A 458-nucleotide genomic window follows, 5' to 3' on the forward strand; every position below is an offset into this window, starting at 1 on the left:
CCTTACAAGCAGGGGGTCGGCGGTTCGATCCCGTCATCCTCCACCATTTAGCCGACTTAGCTCAATTGGTAGAGCAACTGACTTGTAATCAGTAGGTTGGGGGTTCAAGTCCTCTAGTCGGCACCAGTTTTTATTGTAAGAGCCATTAGCTCAGTTGGTAGAGCATCTGACTTTTAATCAGAGGGTCGAAGGTTCGAGTCCTTCATGGCTCACCATTTTTAATGAAATATGCGGGTGTGGCGGAATTGGCAGACGCACTAGACTTAGGATCTAGCGCCTTTGGCGTGGGGGTTCGACTCCCTTCACCCGCACTTTTAATGAAATAACTCAAACATGTCTTGCGGAAGTAGTTCAGTGGTAGAATACAACCTTGCCAAGGTTGGGGTCGCGGGTTCGAATCCCGTCTTCCGCTCCAATTTTCAATATGACATGCCGGGGTGGCGGAACAGGCAGACGCA

General features: G+C 50.0%; 4 tRNA genes. All 4 read left to right on the plus strand.

What is annotated here, in order from left to right:
* Positions 1-50: 50 nt before the first annotated feature.
* Positions 51-126: transfer RNA gene (locus AC0L0O_RS29975), tRNA-Thr, on the plus strand.
* A gap of 13 nt (positions 127-139) precedes the next feature.
* Positions 140-215: transfer RNA gene (locus tag AC0L0O_RS29980), tRNA-Lys, on the plus strand.
* Positions 216-230: 15 nt separating this feature from the next.
* Positions 231-311 (plus strand) — tRNA-Leu (locus tag AC0L0O_RS29985).
* 29 nt (positions 312-340) lie between these two features.
* Positions 341-415 (plus strand) — tRNA-Gly (locus tag AC0L0O_RS29990).
* The last annotated feature ends 43 nt before the right edge of the window (positions 416-458 follow it).

The sequence above is a fragment of the Bacillus sp. GS3m_15504 genome, assembly GCF_055825275.1.